Source organism: Pseudomonas sp. SDT291_1_S447 (genome assembly GCF_054070155.1).
This window is the reverse complement of record NZ_JBSVXS010000458.1, coordinates 1-216: the sequence shown is the minus strand read 5'-3', so window position 1 is coordinate 216 and position 216 is coordinate 1. Positions and strand designations below refer to the sequence as shown.

The 216-nt window shown below is 67.1% G+C and carries 1 protein-coding gene; it reads left to right on the top strand.

The genetic code is table 11. The features are described from left to right. The coding region (locus tag ACW9IR_RS30355) for a hypothetical protein (RefSeq protein ID WP_457466313.1) at positions 1-216 on the top strand (216 nt) is incomplete at both ends.

Here is a 216-nt window from a genome sequence, read left to right as displayed (position 1 = left end):
CGGTTCGACGCTCGCCATTACCGGCTGGACGTGACCCAGGCGCCGCTGCTGCGCCTGGCCTGGGCGAAGGACCCGGCGAAGGAGCGCATCGTCGCCATGCTGCTGTTCCATCACATGGCCCTGGATCACAGTGCCCTGGAAGTGGTGCGCCATGAAATGCAGGCGTTCCTGCGGGGCGACGCCGGGCAACTGGGTCATGCCGTGCCGTTTCGCAAC